32 protein-coding genes are annotated in these 23,031 nt (G+C 65.6%); 28 read left to right on the top strand and 4 right to left on the bottom strand.

Annotation, left to right across the window (positions count from 1 at the left end; translation table 11 throughout):
- Positions 1-49 precede the first annotated feature (49 nt).
- The 7 genes from DXH78_RS16315 (at position 50) to DXH78_RS16285 (ending at position 4,145) form a co-directional block, all read left to right on the top strand.
- Positions 50-1,228 (top strand): phage portal protein, encoded by a 1,179-nt coding sequence (locus tag DXH78_RS16315; protein ID WP_115518280.1) that lies wholly within the window; start codon positions 50-52, stop codon positions 1,226-1,228.
- Between the two features lie 136 nt (positions 1,229-1,364).
- Entirely contained in the window at positions 1,365-1,550 is a 186-nt protein-coding gene (locus DXH78_RS16310; RefSeq protein ID WP_115518279.1) for a hypothetical protein, read from the top strand.
- Positions 1,550-1,732, top strand: coding sequence for a hypothetical protein (locus tag DXH78_RS16305; RefSeq protein ID WP_115518278.1), 183 nt, complete (start codon positions 1,550-1,552; stop codon positions 1,730-1,732). The genes DXH78_RS16310 and DXH78_RS16305 overlap by 1 nt, the downstream gene beginning before the upstream one ends.
- 50 nt (positions 1,733-1,782) lie before the next feature.
- Complete coding sequence (locus DXH78_RS16300; RefSeq protein WP_115518277.1) at positions 1,783-2,409, top strand: HK97 family phage prohead protease; 627 nt, start codon at positions 1,783-1,785, stop codon at positions 2,407-2,409.
- Positions 2,410-2,413: 4 nt separating this feature from the next.
- The gene (locus DXH78_RS16295; protein ID WP_115518276.1) at positions 2,414-3,193 is read left to right on the top strand and encodes a hypothetical protein; all 780 of its coding nucleotides are present in this window, start codon (positions 2,414-2,416) and stop codon (positions 3,191-3,193) included.
- On the top strand, positions 3,190-3,561 hold the full coding sequence (locus DXH78_RS16290; protein ID WP_115518275.1) for a DUF2019 domain-containing protein: 372 nt from the start codon (positions 3,190-3,192) through the stop codon (positions 3,559-3,561). The genes DXH78_RS16295 and DXH78_RS16290 overlap by 4 nt, the downstream gene beginning before the upstream one ends.
- 104 nt (positions 3,562-3,665) lie before the next feature.
- Entirely contained in the window at positions 3,666-4,145 is a 480-nt protein-coding gene (locus DXH78_RS16285) for a hypothetical protein (RefSeq protein ID WP_115518274.1), read from the top strand.
- 8 nt (positions 4,146-4,153) lie between these two features.
- On the opposite strand, the gene DXH78_RS16280 is transcribed toward DXH78_RS16285, so the two are convergent.
- The gene (locus DXH78_RS16280; RefSeq protein WP_115518273.1) at positions 4,154-4,990 is read right to left on the bottom strand and encodes a class I SAM-dependent methyltransferase; all 837 of its coding nucleotides are present in this window, start codon (positions 4,988-4,990) and stop codon (positions 4,154-4,156) included.
- Between the two features lie 110 nt (positions 4,991-5,100).
- Here DXH78_RS16280 and DXH78_RS16275 point away from each other — a divergent pair, with 110 nt between their 5' ends.
- The 3 genes from DXH78_RS16275 to DXH78_RS19675 all read left to right on the top strand — a co-directional run bounded on the left by DXH78_RS16275 (position 5,101) and on the right by DXH78_RS19675 (position 7,732).
- Positions 5,101-6,354: a phage major capsid protein gene (locus tag DXH78_RS16275; RefSeq protein ID WP_115518272.1), complete on the top strand. Its 1,254-nt coding sequence runs from the start codon at positions 5,101-5,103 to the stop codon at positions 6,352-6,354.
- Between the two features lie 159 nt (positions 6,355-6,513).
- Positions 6,514-7,362, top strand: coding sequence for a hypothetical protein (locus DXH78_RS19680; protein ID WP_147292663.1), 849 nt, complete (start codon positions 6,514-6,516; stop codon positions 7,360-7,362).
- Positions 7,363-7,366: 4 nt separating this feature from the next.
- A complete protein-coding gene (locus tag DXH78_RS19675; protein ID WP_147292662.1) occupies positions 7,367-7,732 on the top strand; it encodes a hypothetical protein in 366 nt (121 codons plus the stop codon).
- A gap of 56 nt (positions 7,733-7,788) precedes the next feature.
- On the opposite strand, the gene DXH78_RS16270 is transcribed toward DXH78_RS19675, so the two are convergent.
- The 3 genes from DXH78_RS16270 to DXH78_RS16260 all read right to left on the bottom strand — a co-directional run bounded on the left by DXH78_RS16270 (position 7,789) and on the right by DXH78_RS16260 (position 9,563).
- Complete coding sequence (locus DXH78_RS16270; RefSeq protein WP_115518271.1) at positions 7,789-8,010, bottom strand: hypothetical protein; 222 nt, start codon at positions 8,008-8,010, stop codon at positions 7,789-7,791.
- Between the two features lie 47 nt (positions 8,011-8,057).
- Positions 8,058-8,681, bottom strand: coding sequence for a DedA family protein (locus DXH78_RS16265; RefSeq protein ID WP_115518270.1), 624 nt, complete (start codon positions 8,679-8,681; stop codon positions 8,058-8,060).
- A gap of 129 nt (positions 8,682-8,810) precedes the next feature.
- Entirely contained in the window at positions 8,811-9,563 is a 753-nt protein-coding gene (locus tag DXH78_RS16260) for a S1 family peptidase (RefSeq protein ID WP_115518269.1), read from the bottom strand.
- A 56-nt stretch (positions 9,564-9,619) separates the two neighbouring features.
- On the opposite strand from DXH78_RS16260, the gene DXH78_RS16255 reads away from it, so the two are divergent.
- The 18 genes from DXH78_RS16255 (at position 9,620) to DXH78_RS16170 (ending at position 23,028) form a co-directional block, all read left to right on the top strand.
- Entirely contained in the window at positions 9,620-10,180 is a 561-nt protein-coding gene (locus tag DXH78_RS16255; protein WP_115518268.1) for a head-tail connector protein, read from the top strand.
- On the top strand, positions 10,177-10,506 hold the full coding sequence (locus DXH78_RS16250; protein WP_115518267.1) for a phage head closure protein: 330 nt from the start codon (positions 10,177-10,179) through the stop codon (positions 10,504-10,506). The genes DXH78_RS16255 and DXH78_RS16250 overlap by 4 nt, the downstream gene beginning before the upstream one ends.
- A 16-nt stretch (positions 10,507-10,522) precedes the next feature.
- The gene (locus DXH78_RS16245; RefSeq protein WP_115518266.1) at positions 10,523-10,933 is read left to right on the top strand and encodes a DUF3168 domain-containing protein; all 411 of its coding nucleotides are present in this window, start codon (positions 10,523-10,525) and stop codon (positions 10,931-10,933) included.
- A 20-nt stretch (positions 10,934-10,953) separates the two neighbouring features.
- A complete protein-coding gene (locus DXH78_RS16240; RefSeq protein WP_115518265.1) occupies positions 10,954-11,361 on the top strand; it encodes a phage major tail protein, TP901-1 family in 408 nt (135 codons plus the stop codon).
- A 4-nt stretch (positions 11,362-11,365) separates the two neighbouring features.
- The gene (locus tag DXH78_RS16235) at positions 11,366-11,680 is read left to right on the top strand and encodes a gene transfer agent family protein (RefSeq protein ID WP_115518264.1); all 315 of its coding nucleotides are present in this window, start codon (positions 11,366-11,368) and stop codon (positions 11,678-11,680) included.
- A complete protein-coding gene (locus tag DXH78_RS16230; protein ID WP_115518263.1) occupies positions 11,677-11,865 on the top strand; it encodes a rcc01693 family protein in 189 nt (62 codons plus the stop codon). Before DXH78_RS16235 ends, DXH78_RS16230 begins: the two co-directional genes overlap by 4 nt.
- Positions 11,855-12,580, top strand: coding sequence for a phage tail tape measure protein (locus DXH78_RS16225; protein ID WP_115518262.1), 726 nt, complete (start codon positions 11,855-11,857; stop codon positions 12,578-12,580). Before DXH78_RS16230 ends, DXH78_RS16225 begins: the two co-directional genes overlap by 11 nt.
- Positions 12,581-13,219, top strand: a complete 639-nt coding sequence (locus DXH78_RS16220; RefSeq protein WP_115518261.1) for a DUF2460 domain-containing protein — start codon at positions 12,581-12,583, stop codon at positions 13,217-13,219. It begins immediately after the preceding gene.
- Positions 13,216-14,106, top strand: a complete 891-nt coding sequence (locus DXH78_RS16215) for a DUF2163 domain-containing protein (RefSeq protein WP_115518260.1) — start codon at positions 13,216-13,218, stop codon at positions 14,104-14,106. The genes DXH78_RS16220 and DXH78_RS16215 overlap by 4 nt, the downstream gene beginning before the upstream one ends.
- 111 nt (positions 14,107-14,217) lie before the next feature.
- Complete coding sequence (locus DXH78_RS16210; protein WP_115518259.1) at positions 14,218-14,652, top strand: NlpC/P60 family protein; 435 nt, start codon at positions 14,218-14,220, stop codon at positions 14,650-14,652.
- Positions 14,653-14,807: 155 nt separating this feature from the next.
- The gene (locus DXH78_RS16205; RefSeq protein ID WP_115518258.1) at positions 14,808-18,674 is read left to right on the top strand and encodes a baseplate multidomain protein megatron; all 3,867 of its coding nucleotides are present in this window, start codon (positions 14,808-14,810) and stop codon (positions 18,672-18,674) included.
- A 22-nt stretch (positions 18,675-18,696) separates the two neighbouring features.
- A complete protein-coding gene (locus DXH78_RS16200; protein WP_115518257.1) occupies positions 18,697-19,770 on the top strand; it encodes a DUF2793 domain-containing protein in 1,074 nt (357 codons plus the stop codon).
- A 45-nt stretch (positions 19,771-19,815) separates the two neighbouring features.
- The gene (locus DXH78_RS16195; protein WP_115518256.1) at positions 19,816-20,448 is read left to right on the top strand and encodes a glycoside hydrolase family 108 protein; all 633 of its coding nucleotides are present in this window, start codon (positions 19,816-19,818) and stop codon (positions 20,446-20,448) included.
- Between the two features lies 1 nt (position 20,449).
- Positions 20,450-20,677 carry a hypothetical protein gene (locus DXH78_RS16190; protein WP_115518255.1) on the top strand — a complete coding sequence of 76 codons (228 nt, stop codon included), beginning with the start codon at positions 20,450-20,452 and terminating at the stop codon, positions 20,675-20,677.
- A gap of 4 nt (positions 20,678-20,681) precedes the next feature.
- Entirely contained in the window at positions 20,682-21,086 is a 405-nt protein-coding gene (locus DXH78_RS16185) for a hypothetical protein (RefSeq protein WP_115518254.1), read from the top strand.
- Positions 21,087-21,129: 43 nt separating this feature from the next.
- Positions 21,130-21,810, top strand: coding sequence for a nitroreductase (locus tag DXH78_RS16180; RefSeq protein ID WP_115518253.1), 681 nt, complete (start codon positions 21,130-21,132; stop codon positions 21,808-21,810).
- Positions 21,811-21,869: 59 nt separating this feature from the next.
- Entirely contained in the window at positions 21,870-22,196 is a 327-nt protein-coding gene (locus DXH78_RS16175) for a PepSY domain-containing protein (protein WP_115518252.1), read from the top strand.
- 166 nt (positions 22,197-22,362) lie between these two features.
- On the top strand, positions 22,363-23,028 hold the full coding sequence (locus tag DXH78_RS16170) for a response regulator transcription factor (RefSeq protein WP_115518251.1): 666 nt from the start codon (positions 22,363-22,365) through the stop codon (positions 23,026-23,028).
- Positions 23,029-23,031 lie beyond the last annotated feature (3 nt).

Raw genomic sequence — 23,031 nt, 5'->3', positions numbered from 1 at the left:
TCCAGCGACACCAACAAGAGGAGCCCGCCGTCACTGGCGGGCTTTTTTTATGCTCGACACCTTGAAGAGACTGCTCCGCCCCGCGGAGCAAAAGGCCTCGCGCGCGGGACGGCTGATTGCGCTGGAATCCGGCGGCCGCGCCCGCTGGACGCCGCGCGACTATGCGGCGCTGACGCGCGAAGGTTATACGCGCAACGCCATCGTGCATCGCGCGGTGCGGCTGACCGCGGAGGCGGTCGGTTCGGTGTCCTTCGTGCTGTACGAGGGCGCCAGCGAACTGACCGAGCATCCCTTGCTCGATCTGACGGCGCAGCCAAACCCGCGCCAGGACGGCGCCAGCTTTCTCGAAGCGATCGCCACGCACCTGATGCTGTCCGGCAATGCCTATGTCGAGGCGGTGAGCGTCGGCGGCGCGGGCGCGCCGCGCGAACTTTACGCGCTGCGGCCCGACCGGGTGAAGGTGGTGCCCGGGCCGGACGGCTGGCCGGCAGCGTTCGACTACACGGTCTCCGGCAACACCGTGCGCTTTGCGCAAGAGGGCGCGGTACCGCCGATCCTGCATCTCACCTTGTTCAATCCGCTCGACGACTATTACGGCCTGAGCCCGCTCGAGGCGGCGGCCACCGCGGTCGACACGCACAACGCCGCGACGCTCTGGAACAAGGCGCTGCTCGACAATGCGGCGCGGCCGTCCGGTGCGCTGCTCTATGCGGGGGCGGACGGCTCCATCCTCAACGAGACCCAGTTCGAGCGGCTGAAAAAGGAACTGGATGGCCAGTACCAGGGCGCCGCCAATGCCGGGCGGCCGTTGCTGCTCGAAGGCGGACTCGACTGGAAGCCGATGTCGCTGACGCCCAAGGACATGGACTTCCTCGAGGCCAAGCATGCCGCGGCGCGCGAGATCGCGCTGGCCTTCGGCGTGCCGCCGATGCTGCTCGCCATTCCCGGCGACAACACCTATTCGAATTATCAGGAAGCCAATCGCGTGTTCTGGCGCCAGAGCGTGCTGCCGCTGGCGAACCGCATTGCCGCCGCGCTGTCGCTGTGGCTGGCGCCCGGTTTCGGCCAGGCCGCGCTGACGCTGGCGGTGGATGCCGACCGTATCGAGGCGCTCAGCGCCGACCGCGCCGCGCTGTGGGAGCGCGTGAGCAAGGCGCCGTTCCTCACCGTCAATGAAAAGCGCGCAGCCGCCGGCTATGGCGCGGTCGCGGGCGGGGATGTGGTTTGACCCTTGTCCCGGGCGCGGCGCAGCGCGCTAGCGGTGCGCCGCAGACCCGGGACCGCCACTAATCTCGACATTTGCGATGGCCCCGGTTCCGCGCAGCGGCATTTCATGCCGCAGCGCGCCCGGGGCAAGTGAGCCCATGCCCGACATCGTCGAGACTTTTTCCACGCGCGGCGACCTCGCGCATGTGGCGCTCCTCCTGTGGGCGCTCAGCGCTTCGGCGCTGGCCTGGTTCGCGTTGCGCGAGCTGACCGCCGCCAGCCGGCGCTTCGACGACTTCGTGCGCGAACTCGCACGCTTCAATGAAACCTTCGGAGACAGATGATGGACACGCTGCATACCGTGCTGCGCTCAATCAAGCGCGAGACCAAGGCCCAGACGTCACACCGCCGCGACCACCTCGATGTGTTTCGCGAATTTCTCGATCACCTCGACCGCGCCAGCAAGCGCAGAGCGGCGTCGGCGATGCGCGTGAAGGCGCCGAAGGCGAGGCGGGGCCGGAAGTAATTTCACGCCGTCAACTTCATCCGGGGCCGGTCGAGCGAAGGGATCATGTCATGCTCGCATTGTCTCACGAACCCACCATCGCCTCCGTGTTCGCGCCGAAGACGCGCATTCATGAGGATGGCACGGTCGAAGGCTATGCCTCGCTGTTCGGCGCCATCGACCAGGCGCGCGACATGGTGATGCGCGGCGCCTTCGCCCAGACGCTGCGGCAAAAAAGCGTGCGGCGCGTGCCGATGCTGTTCCAGCACGATCCGGCCGAACCGGTCGGCGTCTGGCTCGACTTGCGCGAAGACGAGCGTGGGCTTTACGCGCGCGGCAGGCTCATCCCTGAAGTGGCGCGCGGCCGCGAATTGCTGGCGCTGATCCGCGGCGGCGCGATCGATGGATTGTCGATCGGCTTCCGCACCGTGAAGGGCCGCATCGATCCGCGCACCCGCGTGCGTTCCCTGCTGGCGGTCGATCTCTGGGAGATTTCCATCGTCACGTTCCCGCTGCTGGCGGGCGCGCGCGTGCATGCGGTGAAGGACGCATCCTCCCGGCGTCCGTCATTCGCGCGCACGCGCGCGGAAGCCGAGTGGCGCGCGGTGATGGGCGGCGAGGGCGCGTCGCCCGTGGCCTCGCCGCGACCGCTGGCGCCGCCGCGCATCGAACGCCTGCGGCGGCGGCGCGCGGGGTGATGCGATGCGTGCGAACCTTGTCGATCTCGTATGGCAACGCCGGCTGGCGCTGGGCGCGCTCGCCTGCGCGTTGAGCGAACTGAAGTGCCTGGCCGCGGAGACGCGGCTGGAGCGCGCCATGCGGCGACATGGCCAAGTGCTGCAGATCGCTTCGAAGGCTGGTTTCAAACCCGATCAGCCGCGGGTGCCGAAAGGCAATCCGGGCGGCGGACAGTGGACGGCGGAAGGAGGGAGTGCCAGCGGCAAGGTCGGTGATGCGGACACACCGAAGAAGCCGAAACTTCCGACGACAGGGACAACAAGCAGCGTTCCCGAGGTTCCGAAGCAACGGCCGCCATTGTCGGCGGATCGAACCGCAATTCTCAAAAGAATAGCCCGAAGGCTTGGGCCCTCGGCGACAGTCGCCGAGGCCCTGTATGGCGCGGCATCCTGGATTCATGAGTACCACGCCAAGATAGACTCCTATCGCGATCCGCCGAAATCCATGCAAGAATTGCAGGATGCCGTGTCGGATACGTCAAAGGCCGGTTATCAGGATCACCATATCGTCGAACGGACATCGGCTGAGCGAGACGGTAAATTTCCGAAATCGATGATCGAAGGCCGGGACAATGTGGTGCGTATCCCGACGATGCGGCACGAAGACATAAACGGCTGGTATCAGAAGCCTTCAACTAAGTTTGGCGACATGTCCCCCCGCGAGTATTTACGCGACAAGAGCTGGGAAGAGCGCCGGAGAGTTGGCATCCAAGCATTGATCGAAAACGGGGTTCTCAAGCCATGAAGCCGGTCGATCTCAAATCCATGTCGGTGGCGATGTTGGTTCAGCGCTTCACCGATCTGTGCCTGGGGCAGTATGAAGCCGAGCTGCGCGGCGAACTCGCCCAGGAGAATCGGCTGATCAGGGAGATGTTCGCCGTCAGAGAGGAACTGAAAGCTCGTCCGGGAGATCAACGCACGGCTTTGCTTTCGCTTTATGACCATCCCAATGCTCAGGTCCGATTGATGGCGGCGACGGAGACATTGGCAGTCGCCCCTGAGGAAGCCCGCCGGATGCTTGAGATTATTCGCGCCACAGAACCGCCACCGCAGGGGCCCGATGCGGGCATGTGCCTCTGGACGCTGGATCAGGGAATCTTCAAGCCAAGTTAGGTGCTACGCCTTCACCGCCGCGAACCGGACGTCACCGTTAGGAGCATTACCGATCCGAATGGAAAGTCGCGCACTATGTACAATGGCAAGTGGGAGTGAGTGTGATGCTCAAGGAGGGTTTCTTCGATGAGCATTGGGGCGCTGGTTGGCCCAATCTGCGCGAAATCGAGGCGTGCATGCTCGATCCCGTGAGGCGGGAGGCATATTTCAAGGCCGGTCGCGACGGTGGAAGCTTTTTTGCCAAAGGCCTGCACGGAACAGAGGGGTTAACGCCGGAGAGCGGACGAATCTCATCCGCGCTCTATCTCAGCCTGAGCCCTGGCCTCGGGGCGAGCTTGCAGTACAATCGCTGGGACGTTCGTCAGCAGAAGCTTTTGGTGTTTGTGTCGAGAGGCGATCTCTCGCGTCTGGGCGAATTCGTGCGATCGTTTCATGGCACGCCCTTGTCGGTTGGCTTGTTCATTTCGTTCGAGGACGGTTTCCGTGCCGTCAAGGAATTCATCGAGACCGAGGGCGAGCAGCCGACGTCCATCGAATGGATCGACGCCGAAACGTTGCCGCCGGAGACGTTTCCCGATCCGTAGAGAGGACGCTACGCCTTCACCGCCGCGAACCTTGCGCCGCCGAGCGCGCCTTCGCTGACCAGTTCGACGAAGCGGACATAGCTTTCATAAAAGGCGTCGTGGCCTGAGACGGTGCCGGCGGCCTGCGTCTCGCCGCGCAGCTTCTGGTACATCGCCAGCCGCACTTTCAGGATATTCGCCCATTCGGCGGTGAGATCGTCGACCGACGTCACCGTAAAGCCGGCGGCTTCGATCAGCGTCCGATAAGCGGCAATGTCGTAAAGATTGGTGGCGGCCATGCCGGCCCACATCAATTCCGCGTCGTCCTTCGACAGCGGCCGGTGCGCGACCCAGTCGGTGAAGGCGAGGCGGCCGCCGCGTTTGAGAATGCGATGGGCCTGCGACAGCGCCTTCGATTTGTCGGGCACATGCAGGAAGGCCTCCTGGCTGACGACGACATCGACGCATTCGTCGTCGAGCGGCACCGCCATGACATTGCCTTCGATCACGCGAACGCGGTTTGCGAGACCCGCGAGCATGGTGAGTTCGGCCGCGCCTTTGACGCGTGCCGGTGTCAGCTCGATGCCGGTGACGTCGGCGCCGTAGCGGTGCGCGAGATAACGCGCCGGGCCGCCCAGGCCGGCGCAGAAATCGGCGACGCGCATGCCGGGTTTGATCTGCGCACGTTCGGCCAGTGCGTCGTTCGCGTCGAGGCCGCCATAGTGATCCTGGTCGTGCGGGAACAGCTCGTCCGGTGCGATGCCGGTGAGGTTGCCGCGCGCGGCGAGAAGCCTGGCCTTGATGATTTCAGCCGAGATGGGATGGCGTTCGTAAAAGTCGATCGCCGAACGGATTTCACTGCCCACGCGCGGTTCCTCTTTTCACGCGCCGCTCCCGTCACGCTCGGCGCTGGCCGACTGAGGATAGCGAAGTTTTGCCGTTTCACCAGAGACATCCATTCAACAGGAGAACCACAATGGATACCGAGACGACCACGCTGGAGACCAAATCGGGCATTCCGCTCGACGCGGTGGTGACGCATGCCGAGATGATGCGCGCCTTCGAAGCCTTCAAGGAGAGCAATGACGAGCGCCTCGCGCTCGAGCAGAAGCGCGCCGGCGACGCGCTGATGGAAGACAAGCTGGCCCGCATCAACGCCGCCATCGACGCCCAGCAGCGCAAGCTTGACGACATCGTGCTGAAAGCGGCGCGGCCGGCCCTCGGGGGCGAACAGAAGGCGGCGCGCGGCGCCCGCGCCGGCGAACACCGGCTGGCCTTCGATGCCTATATGCGCGGCGGCGATGCCGCGGGCCTCGCCGCGCTGGAGATGAAGGCGATGTCGATCGGCTCCAATGCCGATGGCGGCTACACCGTGCCGATGGAAATCGAGACCGAGATCGGCAAGCGCCTCGCTGCGATCTCGCCGATCCGCTCGATCGCGGGCGTGCGCACCATCTCGGGCACTGTCTACAAGAAGCCGTTCATGACGGCCGGGCCCGCGGTCGGCTGGGTCGGCGAGAGCGACCCGCGCGCGCAGACGGCGTCGCCGACGCTCGATCAACTCTCGTTCCCGGCGATGGAGCTCTACGCTCAGCCGGCGGCGACCGCTTCGCTGCTCGAGGACTCGGCGGTGAATATCGACGAGTGGCTGGCGCAGGAAGTGGAAGCGGTGTTCGCTGCGCAGGAGGGCACCGCCTTCGTCACCGGCGACGGCTCCAACAAGCCGAAGGGCTTCCTGAGCTACGACACCGTGGCGAATGCCTCGTGGACCTGGGGCAATCTCGGCTATGTCGCCTCCGGCGCAGCCGGCGCCTTTGCCGGTTCGCACCCGTCCGACACCCTGGTCGATCTGATCTATGCCCTGAAGGCGGGCTACCGGCAGAATGCGAACTTCGTCATGAACCGCAAAACGCAGTCGACGATCAGGAAGTTCAAGGACTCGACCGGGCAGTATCTGTGGCAGCCGCCGGCTGTGGCAGGCGGGCGCGCCTCGCTGATGACCTTCCCGGTGGTGGAAGCCGAGGACATGCCGGACATCGCGGCCAATTCGCTGTCGATCGCCTTCGGCGATTTTTCCCGCGGCTATCTGATCGTCGATCGCGCCGGGGTGAGCGTGCTGCGCGATCCCTATTCGGCCAAGCCCTACGTGCTGTTTTACACGACCAAGCGTGTTGGCGGCGGCGTGCAGGACTTCGACGCCATCAAGCTGATGAAGTTCGCGGCGAGCTGAGGGCGGCTCTGTCGGCCTCATGGTGAGGAGCGTTCCGCAGGAACGCGTCTCGAACCATGGGGCCGCCTCGTTCTTCGAGTCGCGGCCTGCGGCCCGCTCCTCAGGATGAGGCGGTGAGAGGCCCGATCATCGACGCTGCGGTCTTACGAGATCATCACAATGACTTCGCCCTATCTAACGCGCCAGCTCGAACGCTGGACGCGGCCCAATGCGTATTTGTTCGTGCGGCCGGATTGGCGGCGCTTTGTGCCTCGCGATGTCGAGGACCATCCGTTCGCGCTTTACGAACGAAAGTATCGCCCCGACCAGCCGCGCGTGCCGGCGGGCAATCCCGACGGCGGGCAGTGGATCGCCGACGGCACGGCTGGTGGAAGTCGGTCACCTGGCAGCCAGCCGACGAGCAAGCCGCCGCCGATCAACGATCCGCGCGTGATTTCCGATGCAACGCCGGACAATGACTGGAAACCGGGGGCGCAATATGCGCAGGGGCCGCGAGTCCGTGGCCCTGTTATCATCAATGGTTCGCGGGTCGAACCGACACCGGGACAGGCAGCTCGGCTAGCCATTGCCGAGGCGCAGTCCCGCGATGCAATTCGTCGCGTGCAGGAACTGGATCCTCGATGGAGACCTCGCCCTGAGGCTTACGAAACGATAGAAGGATTGATAGCCAGCCATCGGGCTTTGGAGCGGCAGGCGCAAGAGAGAATTGCTGAGCTGGGACGCGTCGGTATCGGGCGGGGGCCTTTTGCCGGAGAATCGATAGCGGCGCGCGGGCCAACGCGCAGCTTCCTGGTTGCCGAACGTGATGCAATAAACAAAATTGGATCGATGACCGGCTGTCATACTTGCGGGACGCGAAATCCCGGCACTCTACGCGGTGATTTTATTTTGGATCACCAAATTCCCAGTGGTTTGAACCGCTCCAATAAAGAACAGCGCCTTTATCCGCAATGCCTGACATGCAGTCTTCGCCAAGGTGGATGGGTCAATCAGTTGAAGCCGAGGTAGTGACATGATCCGCAGGATCAGAGTATCACCGGTCAATTCGCTTTTGTTTTTGATGGATGCGAAAGGTGGAAGAGCGCCTGACCCAATCTGGGGTCAAATGATCCATTCATCGCCATCTTGCATTTCGTTCGCCTGTTTTCCGGAAGTGGATGGCCCCACGGAAATTGCCATTGGCCCGGCAGGCGAAGTTCAGCCAGAGCCTTTACTCGTCTTCAAAGGTGAATTGGAAACCCCCAGCCGAATGATTGTTCTGGAAACGGCGGAGCACGAGCGGATCTTGGACGTGCCTGTAACCAGAGAGCGAACGATCGTTCATCTTTGGTACAGCCACCCGAAATGGCCTGAGAAGATTGTCGTGGGTCTGGACTGACCGTCGAACTCAGTCTGGCAGGCAGCGATTTAGTTTTGCCGAGTTGGAGTGCTTCACTACGCCATGATATCGAGCAGTTCGCCGACGCCCTGGACCTGCGCCTTCAGCGTCTGCGCGTTGGCGGCGAAGGAGGCCTGCGAGGTGACCTGTTCGGCGAGCAGGGCGGCCATGTCGCCGCCGTCGCTGGCATTGGCCATCTTGATCATGGCGGCCTGCATCTTCTGCGATGCCGCCATCAGGCCCGAAATCGAACTGGAAATGCCGCCAATGGAGCTCATGGCGCGAAACTAGGTGCGCCGCGTTAAGCGCCGGTTGGCAGGCGTGGTTAACGCAAGGTTGATTTGCTATTCGCGGCCGGTGCGCTGTCCTCGACCACCTTCTCGAGCTTCTTGCTCAAGATCCACGACAGGCCAAGGAAGACGACCAGTGTCACGATGCCGAGGCCGGAGGAGGCGTCGTTCATCAGCTTCTCCGACACCTGGCCGAAGGCGTAGCCGGCGCCGACCACCGCGCCGCTCCACAGCCCGGCGGCCACGAAGTTGAGCGCGAGGAAGGTCGGCCAGGTCAGCTTCGACAGGCCGTAGGCAAAGGCGGCGACGCCGCGGATGCCGTGCGGATAGCGATGGAACAGAACCATCAGCACCGCGTGCTTGTCGGTGAGCTTGGCTGCGATATTGACGAGGCGCTCGATGCGCGGCCACTGCTTGAACAAGCGCGGGCCGTAGCGGCGGCCGACGTAAAAGCGCACGGCATCGCCAAGGAAGCTGCCGACCCAGAACACAATGACCAGCGTGCCGACCTTCAGCGCGCCGGCATGCGCGGCATAGCCGGCGAACAGGCCGAACAGCAGGCTGTGCGAGGCCGCATAAGCGAACAGGAAGGTGTAGGCCGCATCGCCGTGCTGGCGGATGAGGTCGAGAAACGAGGTGAGGTCGGTCGGGATCAACATGCGCGGTTCCGATTGAGGCGCGCACCCTAGCGGCGCGAACGGCGGCGCGATACTGCGGCGTAATGTCTTGGTTCATCCGTCATTCCGGGTTCGCGGGGTGCGCCCGCGCCCCGGAATGACGCCGAAGACTCAGGGTGCGAGCGGCGAGCCCAGTTTCGCGGCGGTGTCGACGATCCAGGCGCGGTAGTTCAAGAGCGGCGTCAGCCCGGTGAGGCCGCCGCAGCCGGCTTCGTTCTTCGGCGCGGTGGACCAGCTGACGACGGCCATGACTTCACCATCGTCGGCGTCCTTGCGGCCGAAAGCAGGCCCGCCGGAATCGCCGGTGCAACTGCCGAGGCCGGCGCTCGCATTGCGCGTCGCCGGGTCCTGAAGACGAATTTGCAGACTGCCAGGCTGGCCGGTGACGACGAGCGGCGCCATGCGCGGCTGGCCGATGCCGGTTTCATTATTATCCCGCACGGCGCCGAAGCCGGCGACGATCATCGTCTCGCCAACGGTGACACGGCGCGTGCCGCCGAGCGCGGCGGGCACGACGGACAAGGGCAGGGGCGTCTTGAGTTTCACCAGCGCGACATCGGCGGTGGCGCGGTTGGCGACGTAGTTCGCCATGTTGAAGCCGGGATGGCTGCGCGTGGCTTCGACGTCGGTGATGCCGCCGTCCTTGCTCAGGCGCACGCGATAGGTGGCCGGCCGCGCCACGCAATGCGCCGCGGTCAGCACCAGATCGCGTGCGATCGCCGTGCCGGTGCAAAGACCGCCGCGGCTGTCGACGAGCATCACGAGCGAACGCACGGCAAAGCCACTCGCCGGTGGCGCATTGCCGCTGATGGCGAAAGCCGGCGTCGCCAGCAAGGCGGAGATAAGTGTGACGGCAGGGCGCATGCGGAAGGCATGAGCCTTGAGTGCGGACGATTGTCAATCACCTTTCAGGAAACCCCATGCCCTCCATTCTTCTCACCGCGCCGGCGGTCGAGCCGCTGTCGCTCGCCGAAGCCAAGGCTTTCCTCCGCGTCGAGTACAATGACGATGACGATGTGATCGGCGCGCTGCTTGCCGCGGCGCGCATTCACGTCGAAGCACAGACGCGGCGTGCCCTGGTCGCGCAACAGTGGCGGCTGACGCTGGATGTCTGGCCGGCCGACGGGCGGCTCAAGGTGCTGCCGGCGCCGCTCGCCGCGCTCAACGCCGTGCGGGTTTATGACGATGCCGGTCATGCGAGCGCGCTCGATCTGCAGAGCTTCGTGGTCGATACGGCGGGCTCGCAGCTCGTCTTCGCACCGTGGGCGCTGGCGCAGCCGGGACGGGCGGCAGCCGGCATCGAAGTCGATGTCACCGCCGGCTATGGCGCCGCGGCGAGCGATGTGCCGGAACCGCTGCGCCAGGCGGTGCGGCTGCTGACCGCGCACTGGTACGAGAATCGCGGCATTGCCGGCGCTTCCGGTACGCTGCCCGTGACGGTGGCGGCGCTGATCGCGCCTTACCGGATGCTGTCGCTATGAGCGCGGCTTTCGATATCGGCACGTTCGATCGCCGGCTTGTTCTACAGGCGCCGTCAGAGACGGACGACGGCGCGGGCGGCGTCACCCGCGACTACGCCGCGGTGGCGACCGTGTGGGGCAGCGTGACGCCCGTCGCAGCGCATGCGCATGGCGAGGCCGAGCGGCAGGGCGCCTCGGTGCGCTGTCGTGTCATCATTCGCTTTCGCAACGACGTGACGACGCGGCATCGCCTCATCGAGGGCACGCACATCTATCGCATCGTCGCCCTGCGCGAAGCCGGCCGCCGTCGCTTTCTCGAAATCGATGCCGAAGAGCGGCTGGATTAAAGCGAGGACAATCAACATGACGACGCCTGCTTCCGTGGCGCTGCGCGCGGCCGTGCGCGACGCGCTTGTTGCCGATGGCGCGCTGCTCGCCGCACTTGGCGGACCGAAGGTGTACGACGAGCCGCCGCGCGCCGCGGCGTTTCCTTACGTGACGCTCGGCGAGGCGCGCCTCGCCGACTTCTCGACCGGCGAGGGCGACGGCGCCGAGCATACGCTGACGCTGCATGCCTGGTCGCGGCAGGGCGGGCACAAGGAAGCGCATGTGATCGCCGGCGCGCTGTTGCAGGCGCTCGACGATGCGCCGCTGCCGCTCAGCGACCACCGCCTGGTCAATCTGCGTTTCGCCGTCGCCGATGTGCGGCGCGAGGCCGACGGGCGCACCTATCACGCGCTGGTGCGCTTCCGCGCCGTGACCGAGCCGGCCTGAATTCAGAAAGGAACGACCCAATGACTGCTCAAAAAGGCAAGGACCTGTTGATCAAGATCGCCGACGGGGCCGGCTACGCCACGGTGGCCGGCCTGCGCACGCGTCGGCTCGCCTTCAACGCCGAGACCGTCGACATCACCCACGCCGAAAGCGCCAATCGCTGGCGCGAACTGCTCGACGGTGCCGGCGTCAAACGCGCCTCGCTGTCGGGCCGCGGCCTGTTCAAGGACGCCGCGAGCGACGCGCTGATGCGCCAGACTTTCTTCGACGGCGCGGTGAAGACCTATCAGGTCGTTATCCCCGACTTCGGCACGGTGCAGGGATCGTTCCAGATCACCAGCCTCGAATTTGCCGGTGAGCATAACGGCGAAGTCACTTACGACGTCGCCATGGAGTCGGCCGGCGAAGTGACCTTCGCGGCGGCGTGACACGATGGCGAACAAACACCGCGGGGAGATTGAGGCCGAGCTCGGCGGCGTCCGGCGCACTTTGGTGCTGACGCTGGGCGCGCTGGCCGAACTGGAGAGTGCGTTCGGCGCCGACGATCTTGTCGCGCTGACCGAGCGCATCGGCGCCGGGCGGCTGAAGGCGATGGATCTGACGCGCATCATCGGCGCCGGTTTGCGCGGCGCCGGCGAAGCGATCAGCGACGACGAGGTCGCGCGTCTGGTCGTCGAGGGCGGCGCGCAAGGCTATGTGCGCATTGCCGCAGCGCTTCTCGCCGCGACCTTCGGCGACGAACCATGACGCCGTTCCCCTGGGCGCAGGCCATCGGCTTCGGCCTCGGCGTGCTGAGGCTGGCGCCGCGTGAGTTCTGGCGCATGACGCCGCGCGAACTCGCTTACGCGATCGAGGCGGTCACCGGACGACGCGCGCCGCTCGACCGCGACGGTTTTGCCGCATTGATGAAGAGATATCCCGATGAGCGATGAACTGCTCGACACGCAACAGGCAGGCCTGGCTGCTGAAGACTATTCGACGACGCTGGAACGTGTTCAGACGCGCACGAATGCGCTCGGCATCAGCACACGCTCATTCTCGAGCGCAATGACCAAGGCTTTCGCCGACGTGATCGTTGGCGGCAAGCAGTTCGACGACGTTCTCAAGTCCACGAGTCTGCAATTGTCGAAGATTGCGGTAACGCAGGCCTTCAAGCCGCTGACCGGCGTCATCGACAAGGGATTGAAAGGCTTGTTGCGTGAGTTGTTTCCGGAGCTGAACGATCCGGAAACGCGGCGCGGCCCGCGCGACGAGGGCGGCGGCGGATGTGGTTGTCGTTGCGGCTGCACGGGCTCGGCGCAAGGCGGTTGCCTGAAAACGGGCTCAGGATCGATTTTCGATCTGTTGCTCCCCCCCATTCGCCTTCCGCCGATCTTGCCCTTCGCCAGCGGCGGTGTGATCGGCGCGCCGGGCTATTTCCCGATGGCCGGCGGCCTTGGCCTGGCCGGCGAGGCGGGACCGGAAGCGATCTTGCCGCTGGCGCGCGGGCCGGACGGACGCCTCGGCATTGCCGGCGGCGGTATGAATGCGCCGGCCAACATCACCGTGCAGATCACGACGCCGGACGCCGACAGCTTCCGACGCTCGGAGGCTTACGTCACCTCGCAGATCGCGCGCGCGGTGGCGCGCGGACAACGGAGCCTCTAGATGAGCGCATTTCACGATGTGCTGTTTCCGCTCGATATCGCGCTCAAGAGCGGCGGCGGGCCCGAGCGCCGCACCGACGTGGTGACGCTCGGCTCGGGCCGCGAGGAGCGCAATGCGCGCTGGGCGCATTCGCGGCGCCGCTACGATGCCGGCTATGGCGTCAAGACGCATCAGGCGCTGTCGCAGGTGATCGAGTTTTTCGAGGAGCGCCGGGGCCGGCTGCATGGTTTCCGCTGGCGCGACCGGCTCGATCACTCGTCCGCGCCGCCGGGCGTGGGTGTGAGCGCGCTCAACCAGGTGATCGGCACCGGCGATGGCGTGGCGACGACTTTCGCGCTGGCCAAGACCTATGGCGGCGCGCACGCGCCGTACCGTCGGCGGATCGAGAAGCCGGTTGCCGGCAGCGTCAGGATTGCGGTGGCGGGTGTCGAGAAGAACGGGTCGGCGTTCTCCGTCGATCCGGCGAAAGGCATCGTGACCTTTGCCGCCGGGCATATTCCGGCGAGCGGGCAGGTGGTGACGGCGGGCTTTGTGTTCGATGTGCCGGTACGCTTCGACACGGACTATCTCGAAGTCGATCTCTCGGCCTTTGCGGCGGGCGCGATCCCGAAGATTCCGCTGGTGGAGATCAAGCCGTGAAAGCGATCCCGTCCGCCTTGCAAACCAAACTCGACTCCGGCGTCACCACTCTGTGCCGCTGCTGGATCGTGACCCGGCGCGACGGCATTGTGCAGGGCTTCACCGATCACGACGAGGATGTCGTGATCGGCGGGATAACCTGCCGCGCCGGCAACGGGCTCTCCGGCAGTGAAGTGGCGCAGAAGCAGGGCCTCGCAGTCGACTCCTCCGAGCTGTCGGGCGCGCTGAATGCTGACACGCTGAACGAAGACGATCTCGCCGCGGGCTCATACGATGCGGCCGATGTCGAACTTTGGCTGACCGACTGGAGCGAACCCACCTTGCGGGTCATGCTCGCCAAGGGGACGCTCGGCGAAGTGCGGCGCGATGGTGCGGCGTTCGTCGCCGAGGTGCGTGGCCTCAGCCAGGCGCTCGGCGAAGAGCGCGGCCGGCTTTACACGTCGGGCTGCGCTGCCGATCTCGGCGACGGCCGCTGCAAGATCGATCTCGATACGCCGGCATACAAAGGAGCCGGGGCCGTGCTGGTGGTGATTGCGGCGTCGAGCTTCGGCGCCAGCGGCCTCGATGCCTATGCCGATGGCTGGTTCACCGCCGGCAAAGTGACCTTCACGAGCGGCGCCAATGCCGGATTGTCGATCGAGGTGAAGGCGCATCGCGCGAGCGGCGGCGTGCGCCTCGATCTGTGGCAGGCGATGCCGCATCCAATCGAAGAAGGCGACACATTCACGGTGACGGCCGGCTGCGACAAGCGCTTCGCCACCTGTCACGACCGCTTCAACAACATCGTCAACTTCCGCGGTTTCCCCCACATCCCCGGCAACGATTTCGTGCTGCGCTATCCGGTGGCCGGCGAGCCGGGGAACGATGGAAGCAGTTTGCAAACGTGAATGTCATTCCAGGGCGCGCGACAGTGCGAATCCGGAATCCAGCACCGCTTGAGGGTTATCTGGATTCCGGGTCCGGCCTGACGGCCGTCCCGGAATGACGAGAGACAAATTATGCACATCAAGCGAAACCTCATCATCGCCGAAGCGCGGAGCTGGATCGGCACGCCGTACCGGCACCAGGCTTCGCTCAAGGGCGTCGGCTGCGACTGCCTCGGCCTCGTGCGCGGGGTGTGGCGCCAGGTTGTCGGCACCGAGCCCGAACGCGCGCCGCCTTATGCGCCGGACTGGGCCGAAGCCGCGCGCGGCGAGCCGCTTGCCGAAGCGGCGGCGCGGCATCTCACGCCGATTGCCTGCAACGAAGCCGGTGCGGGCGATGTGCTGCTGTTCCGCTGGCGCGACAATCTCGCCGCCAAGCACCTGGCGATCGTCACTGCGCCCGACCTGATGGTGCATGCGCATGACGGTGCCTGCGTCACCGAAGTTGCGCTGGCGCCGTGGTGGCGCCGGCGTATCGCCTATGCATTCCGGTTTCCGGGTGTCGAATAGATCACGCCAACCTCGCTCGGTTTCATGCTGAGGAGCGCTCCGCAGGGGCGCGTCTCGAAACATGGGCCGCCCATCCTTCGAGACGCATCGCTGGCGCGGTGCTCCTCAGGATGAGGCGGATATGAGCTTTTGTTTTCTTGCCGTGGATTGAATCAATGGCCGCACTTCTTCTCTCAGCCGCCGGCGCGACCGTTGGCCGTGTGTTCGGGCCGGCCGGCGCGATTGCCGGGCGGCTTGTCGGCGCACTTGCCGGCAATGCCATCGACCAGGCGCTGTTCGGCGGCCGCGAGCGCAGTGTGACCGGGCCGCGTCTGTCCGATCTCGAAGTCATGGCCTCGACCGACGGTGCGCCGATCCCGCGAATCTTCGGCCGCGCGCGGCTCGCGGGGCAAATGATCTGGGCGACCAATCTCGAAGAAGTGGTGACGACGACGAGCCAGACCACGGGCAGCGGCGGTGGTGGTGGCGGCAAGGGGATGGGCGGCTCGCGCGTCACGACCACGACGACGACTTATTCCTATTACGTCAACCTCGCCGTCGGTCTGTGCGAGGGCGAGATCAGCGCGGTGCGTCGCGTCTGGGCCGATGGCAAGCTGCTCGACCTGTCCGGGCTGACAATGCGCGTCTATCGCGGCGACGAAACGCAGACGCCCGATCCGCTGATCGTCGCCAAGGAAGGGCAGGCGCCGGCCTATCGCGGGCTGGCTTATGTGGTGTTCGAGCGATTGCCGCTGGCCGATTTCGGCAACCGCATTCCACAATTGTCGTTCGAGGTGGTGCGCGCGGTCGGCAAGCTCGAAACCATGACGCGCGCGGTGACGCTGATCCCGGGCTCGACCGAGTTCGGCTACACGCCTTCGACCGTGGTGCGCGTGATGGGGCCGGGCCAGGTTGTGGCGGAGAACCGGCATGTCAGCTTCGCGCCGTCCGATGTGGTGGCGTCGCTCGACGAATTGCAGGCGGTGGCACCGAACCTCGAAAGCGTCGCGATCGTTGTCGCCTGGTTCGGCGACGACCTGCGCTGCGGCACCTGCCGGGTGCGGCCCGGCATCGACAATGCGGTGAAGGAGACGAGCGGCGCCACCTGGTCGGTGGCGGGCCTCGGTCGCGGCTCGGCTTATGTGGTGTCGCAAGTCGAAGGCCGCGCGGCCTTCGGCGGCACACCGTCCGACCAGAGCGTGCGCGACCTGATCGCGCATCTGAAAGCGCGCGGGCTGAAGGTGACGCTCTATCCCTTCGTGATGATGGACATCGCGGCTGGCAATACGCGCACCGATCCTTACACCGGCGCGGGGACGCAGCCGCTGTATCCGTGGCGCGGCCGCATCACCTGTTCGCCGGCGCCGGGTGTTGCAGGGTCGCCCGACCGCACGGCGACGGCGGGGACACAGGTCAACGCCTTTTTCAGCGGTGGACCGGATGGCTGGAACTATCGCACCATGATTTTGCACTACGCCGCGCTGGCGCAATCGGCCGGCGGCGTCGATGCCTTCCTGATCGGATCGGAACTGAAGGCGCTGACGCGGGTGCGCTCGGCATCCGGCATCTATCCGGCGGTGAATGCGCTTGTAGCGCTTGCTGCCGAGGTGCGGGCGATCGTCGGCAGCGGCACCACGATCACCTACGGGGCCGACTGGACCGAATACGGCGCGCATGTCGTCGATAGCGACGCCAATGAAGTGCGCTTTCCGCTCGACGCGCTGTGGGCGTCGTCCGCGATCGACTGTATCGGCATCGACTATTATGCGCCGCTGTCCGACTGGCGCGATGAGGCCGATGCGCTCGACCGCGATCTCACCGACAATCCCTATCGCACCGATTATCTCGCCAGCCGGCTGAATGGTGGTGAGGCTTACGACTGGTACTACGCCGACGATGCGGCGCGTGTTGCGCAAGACCGCAACGCCATCACCGACGGCCTCGGCAAGCCCTGGGTGTTCCGGCAGAAGGACATCTGGAGTTTCTGGCAGCAGGCTCATTACGAGCGCGTTGGCGGCGCTGAGCTGCCGACGCCGACGGCGTGGCTGCCGCAATCGAAACCGATCTGGTTCACCGAGTTGGGTTGTCCGGCGGTGGACAAGGGCGCCAACGCGCCGAATGTGTTTCCCGATCCGAAATCGTCGGAAGGCGCGCTGCCGCCTTTCTCCAGCGGCCGGCGCGATGACCTCATTCAGCGGCGCTTTCTCGAAGCGGTGCTCGGAACCTTCGATCCGGATTTCGGCAATGCCAGTCTCAACCCGATATCGACTGTCTATGGCGGGCGCATGATCGCGCCGCAATCGATCTATCTGTGGACCTGGGATGCGCGGCCTTATCCGGTGTTTCCGGCGGCGGGCGATGTGTGGGGCGATGCCGGCAACTGGCAGACTGGGCACTGGCTCACCGGGCGGCTCGGCAGCGCGCCGCTCGACGCGCTGGTCGGTGCGCTGCTGGCCGACAGCGGCATTGGCAATGTCGATACGCGCGATCTCGGCGAGGGCCCGGAGGGTTATGCCATCGACCGGCCGATGGCGCCGCGCGCAATGCTCGATCCGCTGGCGCTGGCTTTCGCCTTCGATGCGGTTGAAGAGGGCGGCGTGCTGCGCTTTCGTCAGCGTGGCGGCATGCCGATTGCAGAGCTTGCCGAAGACGATCTCGTCCTGCCCGATGCCGCCGCGCCGGCGCGGCTGACGCGCGCGCAGGACAGCGACCTTGCGCGCCAGGTGTCGCTCGCCTTCACCGAAATCGGCAGCGACTATCAGCGCGCGACCGCGATGTCGCGGCGTCTGGTCGGTGCCTCGACGCGCAACGCCCATGCCGAACTGGCGATGGTGTGGCGCGGCGAACAGGTCGAGCGGCGCGCCAATATCTGGCTGCAGGATTTGTGGGCGACACGCGAGCGCGCGAGCTTTGCGTTGCCACCGAGTCAGCTCAAGCTGACGCCGGGCGATGTCGCGGCCCTGACGGTCAACGGGCGGCGTCGGCTGATCGAGATCGAGGAAATCGCCGACGCCGAGACACGCGCGATCACGGCGCGGTCGATCGATCCCGACGTTTTCAACGTCGCGCTGTCGCCGCCGGTCCGGCAATCGGTGACGGTGCCGGCGCCGGTCGGGCCGCCGGTGGCGATAGCGCTCGATCTGCCAAGCCTCAATGCCGAGACACCCGTGGTGCTGTCGCGGCTCGCGGTGTTCGCCGATCCCTGGCCAGGCGCGGTGGCGGTGTGGGCGTCGCGCGACGGCGCCAGTTTCTCGCGGGCGGCCCTGGCGACGGCGCCCTGTGTCATCGGCGAGACGCTCGACGAACTTGCCGCCGGGCCGACGGCGCGCTGGCACCACGCGGATGTGACGGTGAAGATCTATGGCGGCGCGCTGGCGTCGGCATCCGACCTGTCGGTGCTGGCCGGCGCAAATGCCGCGGCGCTGCGCCACCCCGACGGCCAATGGGAAGTGATCCAGTTCGCCGAAGCCGAGCTGATCGGCGCGCGCACCTACAGATTATCGAAGCTGCTGCGCGGGCAGGCCGGCAGCGAAGGCGCGATGACGCCGCTGCTGCCAACGGGTGCGCCCTTCGTGCTGCTCGATGGCCATGCAGTGACCATCGCCAGCGGCATCGACGCGCGCGACAGGGCGATGCAGCTGCGTGTTGTTGCCGCCGGCCGTGACACCGCCGACGCCGCCGCGATGGCGCTCGACGTGACGCCGCTGGCCACTGCGCTCAAGCCGCTGGCGCCGGTGCATTTGCGGGCCGCGCGCGACGGCGCCGGCGTCACCTTGCGCTGGATCCGGCGCACGCGCGCCGAAGGCGACAGCTGGAGCGGCGAGGTGCCGCTTGGCGAAGACGGCGAGCGCTACGACATCGATATCATGTCGGCCGGCACGGTGTTGCGCACGCTGACAAGCACGGCGCCTTCGGTGATCTATGCCGCGGCCGACGAGATTGCCGATTTCGGCACGGCACAAACGAGCCTCACCGTGCGCGTCGCGCAACTGTCGGCGACGGTCGGGCGCGGCTTCACCGCGCAGGCGACCTTGCAAGTCTGACTTCTCACAAAACGGATAGACAATGACCGATACAGCCAATCTCCGGCTGCCTTGCATCGAAGGCAGCCAGGCGCAGAAGCATGTCACCCATAACGAGGCGCTGCGCATCCTCGACACGCTGGTGCAACTCGCGGTCAAGGACCGCGACCTGACCGCGCCGCCGGAACTGCGGTATGAAGGCGACCGTTATATCGTCAACGCAGAAGCGACCGGCGCGTGGGCCGGCTGCGAAGACGCGATTATGGCGTGGCAAGATGGCGCCTGGCAGATCAGCGCGCCGCGCGTTGGCTGGCTGGCCTATGTGATCGACGAAGGCGCGCTGCTGGCGTGGGACGGCATCGCCTGGGTCGATTTCTTCGCCTCGCTCACGACCTTGCAGAATCTCAGTCTGCTCGGTGTCGGCACCACGGCGGATGCCGGCAATCCGCTCAGCGCCAAGCTCAACCATGCGCTCTTTGCCGCCCGCACGGTGACCGAAGGCGGCAATGGCGACCTGCGCTACACCTTGAACAAGGAGAGCGCGGGCAACACCTTGTCATTTGTATTTCAGGATAACTGGTCGGCGCGCGCCGAGATCGGTCTTGCCGGCGACGACAATTTTCATCTCAAGGTTTCGCCCGATGGCGCGAGCTGGACCGAGGCGCTGGTGATCGACGGCGCGAGCGGGCGGCCGAGCCTGCCGCGTGCGGCCAAGTTCTGCGCCACCACCAATTTCGACAACTACATCGCCGCCAACAGCTGGACCAAGGTGCAGTTCAACATCGCCGATCTGAACGACCAGGGCGCCTTCAGCGCCGGCGGCAATAGTTTCACCGCGCCCTTTGCCGGCGCTTACGTCTTCGGCTTTTCGTTGCGGTTCAAGGCGAACGCGACCGTGCCGACGCAGGTGACCGTCGCCTTCTACAAGAACGGCGCCGAACTCGGCTGTGGTCGTGCGATGTCCGGCGCCCCTGTCGACGGCGTGACCACGTATAATCTCACTGTTCTGGCGCCATGCGCCAAGGACGACATCATCGATGTGCGCGTGCGCTTCGACAGCCATGACGGCTATGTCAGCGCCGATCAGTCGCAGTTCTTCGGCCACTACGTGCCGTAGCGGCACTCAACCATCTTCCACATTTGTACAATTGAGGAGACGGCGATGGCTGCATCCAGTTACGACGGCGCGCTGGCCGGTCTGCTGGCGCATGAAGGCGGCTATTCGAACCATCCGTCCGATCCCGGTGGACCGACCAATTTCGGCATTACCATCGCCGATTACCGGAAGTACGTGAAAGCCGACGCGACGGCGGCCGACGTCAAGGCAATGACGATCGGGCAGGCCAAGGCGATCTATCGCGCTCGCTACTGGGATGCGCAGCGGTGCGACGAACTGCCGGCCGGCGTCGATTACGCGGTGTTCGACTACGGCGTGAATTCGGGCATCGGCCGCAGCGGCAAGGTGCTGCGGCGGCTGCTCAAGCTGCCCGACACGACGCACCAAGTGAGCGACGAGGTGATCGCGGCGGCGCGCGTTGCCGATGCGGCGACGCTGGTCGCCGCGATCTGCGACGAGCGCCTGCGCTTTCTCAAAGCACTGAAGACATGGCCGGTGTTCGGCCGGGGCTGGGGCAGGCGCGTCGCGGAGGTCAAAGCCGCGGCGCTGACGATGGCGAAACACGCCACGGCGCCGCCCGGGCCGCATTCATCCAACCTATCGCCGCATAACCAGCCCGCCGCGCGCGGGCTTTTTCATGCGCTGATCTCGTTCTTCGCACCATTCAGGAGGCTCTAGCATGTGGGACAGGATCAAGAACTGGTTCAGGCATTCGGCGACCATCCTGTGGGCGCGTCTGGTCGCCTGCGCCGGGCTCGTCATGGGGGTGGCGGAAACGGTGTTGCAGGACCCGGCGGTGTCGCAGGCCGTGCAGTCCGCGCTGCAGCCGCGCTACGTGCCGTATTACGTCATCGCGATCGGCCTGATCACCGAGCTGGCGCGGCGGCGCACGCTCGACCGGAACTGACACGATGATCGCGACCATCCTCGGCTGGCTCGGCAATCTGCTCGGCGGACCTTTCGCCAAGGCCGCGGTCGATGCCTATCGCGCCAAGCTCACCGCCGAGAATACGTCGGAGAAGATCGCCGCCGATCTTGCCGCCCGCGCGCTCGAGGTCGAGGCGCGCGAGCGCGATCTGGCGGGCAAGCTGATCGTCGCCGAGCAGGGCCGCTGGTACACGGCGCTGCCGCGGCCGCTCTTTGCCGGCGCTTTCATCATCTATGTTTGGAAAGTCGTGGTTTGGGACAAGGTGCTGGGCCTCGGCGTCACCGATCCGCTGAAGGGCGACGTGGCGGACTGGGCCATGATCGTGCTCACGGCCTATTTCGGCGGACGCAGCCTGGAGAAGGTGGCGAGGATACTGGCGAGACGATAAGGTCGGCGCTGCATTCAAGTGTTTTGCGCGGAGCCTTGCTATCATGGACATCTTCGACACCGTATCCTCGCGCTACTCATGTCGCGCTTTTCTGGACAAGCCGGTATCGGAGACAATCGTTCGCGATATTGTCGAGCGCGCAGGCCGCGCGCCGTCAGCCGGCAATATGCAGCCGTGGCGGGTCTATGCGCTGGCGGGTAAACGCGTCGAAGAGTTGAGGGCGCTGCTGCGGCCGCGCATGGCGAGCGAATTGCCGAAGGGCGAGGGCGTCGAATACGTCATCTATCCGCAGCCGATGGAAGAGCCTTACCGGGGGCGCAGCTTCACGGTTGGCGAGCTGCTCTATCAGGCGATCGGCGTGCCGCGTGAGGACAAGCCGGGGCGGTATCGGCAGTATGCGCGCAACTACGAATTCTTCGGCGCGCCGGTGGCGCTGTTCTTCGTGCGCGAGAAGGCTCACGGCGAAGCGCAGTGGGCCGACATCGGCGGCTATTTGCAGACGGTGGCGCTTTTGGCCCGCGGCCATGGCCTGCACACCTGCCCACAGCAGGCCTGGGTATCGTTTCACAAGACCGTGCGCGCCTTCCTTAAACTCCCCGATCACCTGATGGTCTATTCCGGCATGGCTTTAGGTTATGAAGACCCGGCTGCGCCGATCAACGGATGGCGTGCGCCCCGCGCGCCGCTCGACGACTTCGCCTCCTTCGAAGGCTTCGAGAGCTGACGGCCCGCACAAGAAGGCCGTTCAGCGAGCGTTCACCGGCGCGCTGTAATGTCCGCTTCATGCCGGTCCCCCGCATAACCACCGCATTAATTCTGCTCGGCTGCCTGGTCGCCCCGGGACAGGCCTCGCTCGGCGCCGACCGTTCGCCGCGCGCCTGTCTGACCAGGGCGGAGCAGCGCGACGCCATCGCTGAGCGCAAGGCCATTCCACTCGCCGCCGCGATCAAGCTGCTGCGCGAGCGCGGCCGCCGGGGCGAGGTGGTGCGCGCCGATCTGTGCAAGCGCGACGACAAGCTCGTCTACGAACTGACCCTCCTCGGCCGCAACGGCAAGGTGGCGCGAGTCGAGATCGACGCCGGCAACGGCGAGCCGATCTCCGGGCTGTAAGCCGCTATCATCCCGAAAAAGGCCCAATTCCGCGTCAGACGACGGCGGCACCGCGATTTCGGCTAAGATCGCGAACGGTGATTCTTGTTTTATTGCGTTTCCGGACGGCGAACCGGTTTCCACTTCGCCTGGAAACGCTCCTGCGAAACGAGCGGAGACACTTTCCTTGCGCCTTCTCGTCATCGAGGACGATCCCGACCTCAACCGCCAGCTTACCGGCGCGCTGACCGACGCCGGCTATGTGGTCGACCGCGCTTTCGATGGCGAAGAAGGCCTCTTCCTCGGCGACACCGAGCCCTATGACGCCGTGATCCTCGATATAGGCCTGCCGAAAATGGATGGCATCTCGGTGCTCGAGGCGTGGCGGCGCAACGGCCGCCTCATGCCGGTCTTGATGCTCACCGCGCGCGACCGCTGGAGCGACAAGGTGCAGGGCTTCGATGCCGGCGCCGACGATTACGTCGCCAAGCCTTTTCATCTCGAGGAAGTGCTGGCGCGGCTGCGCGCGTTGCTGCGCCGCTCGGCCGGTCATGCCCGCAGCGAATTCGAATGTGGCCCGGTGCGGCTCGACACGCGCAATGGCCGCGTCACGGTCGACGGCAATCCGGTGAAGCTGACGAGTCACGAATACCGGCTGCTCGCATATCTCATGCATCACAATGGCCGTGTGGTGTCACGCACCGAACTGGTCGAGCATCTCTACGATCAGGATTTCGATCGCGATTCAAACACCATCGAGGTGTTCGTCGGCCGCATCCGCAAGAAGCTCGGCGTCGATATCATCCAGACCGTGCGCGGGCTCGGCTATATGCTTGCGCCGCCGGGGTCGTGATGC

It is taken from the genome of Undibacter mobilis, assembly GCF_003367195.1.
Classification (GTDB): Bacteria; Pseudomonadota; Alphaproteobacteria; order Rhizobiales; family Xanthobacteraceae; genus Pseudolabrys; species Pseudolabrys mobilis.
This window is presented reverse-complemented; position numbering and strand designations above follow the sequence as displayed.

Bases quoted from the DNA above. Each gene is read 5' to 3' on its own strand.
- DXH78_RS16315 (WP_115518280.1), top strand. From the start codon at position 50: ATGCTCGACACCTTGAAGAGACTGCTCCGCCCCGCGGAGCAAAAGGCC.
- DXH78_RS16310 (WP_115518279.1), top strand. From the start codon at position 1,365: ATGCCCGACATCGTCGAGACTTTTTCCACGCGCGGCGACCTCGCGCAT.
- DXH78_RS16305 (WP_115518278.1), top strand. From the start codon at position 1,550: ATGGACACGCTGCATACCGTGCTGCGCTCAATCAAGCGCGAGACCAAG.
- DXH78_RS16300 (WP_115518277.1), top strand. From the start codon at position 1,783: ATGCTCGCATTGTCTCACGAACCCACCATCGCCTCCGTGTTCGCGCCG.
- DXH78_RS16295 (WP_115518276.1), top strand. From the start codon at position 2,414: ATGCGTGCGAACCTTGTCGATCTCGTATGGCAACGCCGGCTGGCGCTG.
- DXH78_RS16290 (WP_115518275.1), top strand. From the start codon at position 3,190: ATGAAGCCGGTCGATCTCAAATCCATGTCGGTGGCGATGTTGGTTCAG.
- DXH78_RS16285 (WP_115518274.1), top strand. From the start codon at position 3,666: ATGCTCAAGGAGGGTTTCTTCGATGAGCATTGGGGCGCTGGTTGGCCC.
- DXH78_RS16275 (WP_115518272.1), top strand. From the start codon at position 5,101: ATGGATACCGAGACGACCACGCTGGAGACCAAATCGGGCATTCCGCTC.
- DXH78_RS19680 (WP_147292663.1), top strand. From the start codon at position 6,514: ATGACTTCGCCCTATCTAACGCGCCAGCTCGAACGCTGGACGCGGCCC.
- DXH78_RS19675 (WP_147292662.1), top strand. From the start codon at position 7,367: ATGATCCGCAGGATCAGAGTATCACCGGTCAATTCGCTTTTGTTTTTG.
- DXH78_RS16270 (WP_115518271.1), bottom strand. From the start codon at position 8,010: ATGAGCTCCATTGGCGGCATTTCCAGTTCGATTTCGGGCCTGATGGCG.
- DXH78_RS16265 (WP_115518270.1), bottom strand. From the start codon at position 8,681: ATGTTGATCCCGACCGACCTCACCTCGTTTCTCGACCTCATCCGCCAG.
- DXH78_RS16260 (WP_115518269.1), bottom strand. From the start codon at position 9,563: ATGCGCCCTGCCGTCACACTTATCTCCGCCTTGCTGGCGACGCCGGCT.
- DXH78_RS16255 (WP_115518268.1), top strand. From the start codon at position 9,620: ATGCCCTCCATTCTTCTCACCGCGCCGGCGGTCGAGCCGCTGTCGCTC.
- DXH78_RS16250 (WP_115518267.1), top strand. From the start codon at position 10,177: ATGAGCGCGGCTTTCGATATCGGCACGTTCGATCGCCGGCTTGTTCTA.
- DXH78_RS16245 (WP_115518266.1), top strand. From the start codon at position 10,523: ATGACGACGCCTGCTTCCGTGGCGCTGCGCGCGGCCGTGCGCGACGCG.
- DXH78_RS16240 (WP_115518265.1), top strand. From the start codon at position 10,954: ATGACTGCTCAAAAAGGCAAGGACCTGTTGATCAAGATCGCCGACGGG.
- DXH78_RS16235 (WP_115518264.1), top strand. From the start codon at position 11,366: ATGGCGAACAAACACCGCGGGGAGATTGAGGCCGAGCTCGGCGGCGTC.
- DXH78_RS16230 (WP_115518263.1), top strand. From the start codon at position 11,677: ATGACGCCGTTCCCCTGGGCGCAGGCCATCGGCTTCGGCCTCGGCGTG.
- DXH78_RS16225 (WP_115518262.1), top strand. From the start codon at position 11,855: ATGAGCGATGAACTGCTCGACACGCAACAGGCAGGCCTGGCTGCTGAA.
- DXH78_RS16220 (WP_115518261.1), top strand. From the start codon at position 12,581: ATGAGCGCATTTCACGATGTGCTGTTTCCGCTCGATATCGCGCTCAAG.
- DXH78_RS16210 (WP_115518259.1), top strand. From the start codon at position 14,218: ATGCACATCAAGCGAAACCTCATCATCGCCGAAGCGCGGAGCTGGATC.
- DXH78_RS16205 (WP_115518258.1), top strand. From the start codon at position 14,808: ATGGCCGCACTTCTTCTCTCAGCCGCCGGCGCGACCGTTGGCCGTGTG.
- DXH78_RS16200 (WP_115518257.1), top strand. From the start codon at position 18,697: ATGACCGATACAGCCAATCTCCGGCTGCCTTGCATCGAAGGCAGCCAG.
- DXH78_RS16195 (WP_115518256.1), top strand. From the start codon at position 19,816: ATGGCTGCATCCAGTTACGACGGCGCGCTGGCCGGTCTGCTGGCGCAT.
- DXH78_RS16190 (WP_115518255.1), top strand. From the start codon at position 20,450: ATGTGGGACAGGATCAAGAACTGGTTCAGGCATTCGGCGACCATCCTG.
- DXH78_RS16185 (WP_115518254.1), top strand. From the start codon at position 20,682: ATGATCGCGACCATCCTCGGCTGGCTCGGCAATCTGCTCGGCGGACCT.
- DXH78_RS16180 (WP_115518253.1), top strand. From the start codon at position 21,130: ATGGACATCTTCGACACCGTATCCTCGCGCTACTCATGTCGCGCTTTT.
- DXH78_RS16175 (WP_115518252.1), top strand. From the start codon at position 21,870: ATGCCGGTCCCCCGCATAACCACCGCATTAATTCTGCTCGGCTGCCTG.